This is a genomic window from Brevundimonas sp. (genome assembly GCF_036659295.1).
In the GTDB taxonomy this organism is placed as follows: Bacteria; Pseudomonadota; Alphaproteobacteria; order Caulobacterales; family Caulobacteraceae; genus Brevundimonas.
Genome location: NZ_JAVXCU010000149.1, coordinates 1 through 2574, shown reverse-complemented (window position 1 = coordinate 2574; position 2574 = coordinate 1). Strand labels below are relative to the sequence as shown.

The 2574-nt window shown below is 60.7% G+C and carries 3 protein-coding genes and 1 pseudogene; all 4 read left to right on the top strand.

The genetic code is table 11. The features are described 5' to 3' along the window. A partial coding sequence (locus tag RSB01_RS13955; protein ID WP_332625735.1) for a tyrosine-type recombinase/integrase occupies positions 1–616 on the top strand: 616 nt, incomplete at its 5' end. Positions 617–709: 93 nt separating this feature from the next. Continuing rightward, positions 710–1660, top strand: coding sequence for an acetyl-CoA carboxylase carboxyltransferase subunit alpha (locus tag RSB01_RS13950; protein ID WP_332591244.1), 951 nt, complete (start codon positions 710–712; stop codon positions 1658–1660). A 104-nt stretch (positions 1661–1764) separates the two neighbouring features. After that, on the top strand, positions 1765–2316 hold the full coding sequence (locus tag RSB01_RS13945) for a response regulator (RefSeq protein ID WP_332619727.1): 552 nt from the start codon (positions 1765–1767) through the stop codon (positions 2314–2316). Continuing rightward, positions 2316–2574 (top strand): annotated as a pseudogene (locus tag RSB01_RS13940) (chemotaxis protein CheE); the annotation flags it as partial. The gene RSB01_RS13945 and the pseudogene RSB01_RS13940, both read left to right, overlap by 1 nt.

Sequence of the window (2574 nt, the reverse complement as noted above, 5' to 3'; positions counted from 1 at the left end):
GGGCCGCCCCCTGCCCAAAAGTCTGTCCCGCGACGAAATTGACGCGCTTTTGAACACCGTTACCGCACAGGACGGAGCCGCTGCGCTTCGGCTTCTGGCTCTGGTCGAGCTGACCTATGCATCAGGGATGCGGGTGTCAGAGGTTCTGGGCCTCAAGCTTGCGGCCGTGCAGCGTGACCCCGCCTATCTGATCATCACCGGAAAGGGCAACAAAGAGCGTCTGGTGCCCCTGAACACCTCTGCGCGCGAGGCCGTGAAGGCATGGCTGGATGTACGGACAAAGCCAACACGCAAGGCCAAAGACACGCCCAAACCCGTTGATAGCCCTTGGCTGTTCCCCTCGCATGGTCGCTCTGGCCATCTGACACCACGCCGCTTTGCCCAATTACTGGATATCGCCGCCGCCGCCGCCGGCATCGACCCGTCCCGCATCAGTCCCCACGTTTTGCGCCACGCCTTTGCCACCCATCTGCTGGAAGGCGGAGCCGATCTGCGCGTCGTGCAGACCCTTCTGGGCCACTCGGATATCTCGACCACCCAGATCTATACCCACGTCGCTACAGACCGATTGGCGCAGGTCGTGCACAAGTCTCACCCACTGGCGCGTAAAAACTGATAGGCTTTCAGTCTTGCCGCGAGGCCCGACGAGTTTTAGGGTCCGCGACCTTTCCGTAGCGCCAGGATGGCGCGGTCGTTACACGGGCGCTTTATGGCCACGCATTATCTCGAATTCGAAAAACCTATCGCTGAGCTTGAGGCGAAGATCGCCGAGCTTTCCCAGCTCGCCCCCTCCAGCGGTGACTTCGAGGCAGAGATCAACACTCTCAAAGCCAAGGCGTCTGCCCTGCGCGTCGAGACTTATGACAATCTCGATCCGTGGATGCGTACGCAGGTGGCCCGCCACCCGCAACGCCCGCACTTCAGCAACTATATCGACGGCCTCTTCACCGATTTCGAAGAGCTGCACGGTGATCGCCAGTTCGGCGACGATCAGGCCATCCTCGGTGGTGTGGCCCGTTTCCGTGGTCAGGGCGTCATCATTATGGGCCACGAAAAGGGCCACGACACCCAGAGCCGCCTGAAGCACAATTTCGGCATGGCCCGTCCCGAGGGCTATCGCAAGGCTGTGCGCCTGATGGACATGGCCGAGCATTTCGGCCTGCCGGTCCTCAGCTTCGTGGACACTGCCGGTGCCTATCCGGGCCTCGGTGCCGAAGAGCGCGGTCAGGCCGAGGCTATTGCCCGCTCGACCGAGCGCGGCCTGACGCTGGGCGTGCCCTATATCGCTACGGTCACCGGTGAAGGTGGTTCGGGCGGTGCTATCGCTATTGCTGCGGCCAACCGCGTGATGATGCTGGAACACTCGATCTATTCGGTGATCTCGCCCGAAGGTGCCGCAGGTATCCTGTGGCGTGACGGCAGCCGCGCCAAGGATGCGGCCATGGCCATGCGAATCACCGGCCCCGACCTGCTGGAGCTAAAGATCGTTGATCGCGTGATCGGTGAGCCTCTGGGCGGTGCCCACACCGACCCCGAAGCCGCCATCAATGCTGTTGGCGATGCGATCGAGGACGAACTGAAGATCCTTTCGGCCCTCGATGCCAACCAGATTCGTGCCCAGCGCGCCGATCGCTTCTACGCCATTGGCCGCCTCGGCTAATCCGGCCTGAAACAACAGCCTTGCCATAGGCAAAGGGCATTGTCCCTTATGATACCTATGGCAAGGCTGCCCCTATTGCCTGCAAGAGGACCAGCGTGACTTTGATGACTGCGCGTTCACCGGGAATCGGCGAATCCCTACGCGAAAGTGCCGTCTTCAACTTCGAAGGCGCGGTGACCATGGTCATCGACGATTCCACCTTCGCGCAGGAACTGACGATTCGTGCCCTCAAGGGATTTGGCCTGTCGACACGGCATGCCTGCACATCTGCCGCCGAAGCCATTCCTATTCTCAAGGAAAATGCGGTCGATCTGATCCTTGTCGATTCGGACATGCCCGGCATGACCGGTTTTGAATTTGTTCGCTGGCTTCGCCGCTCCAAACTGGAGCCGAACGCCTTTGCGCCTGTGATTATGACCGCGGCCCACGTTCGCCAGTCCAAGGTTCAGGAAGCCCGCGACTGCGGTGCCAACTTCCTGATTACCAAGCCGTTCAGCTCGCTGACCCTGCTGGAGCGTATAGTCTGGGTTTCGCGCGATAACCGGCCTTTCCTTGAGGTCGGTGACTATCTTGGCCCCGACCGCCGCTTCCGTGTGGGCGATTATGATGGCCCCGAACGCCGTGCTGACGAACTTCGCAAGAAGGCAGGACTGTAATGACCACTGTCATCACCCATAACCGTCGCCGCTCGCGGCTTTCCAGCCTGATTGATCAACCGGGCGGCATCAGCACTGGCATAGCCCTGAAACAGGCCGCCCAAAATCTGGCCTCGATGGAAGAGCAAAGCCTGCAACTGGTCGAACAGACCATCCAGCAACTGGCCGCACTTCCCGCCCCTGACGGTATCGAAAATCTGGAAGGTGCACTGAACAAGGCCTACGCCCTGTCGGCAGGCATTATTGATGCTGCCGGCC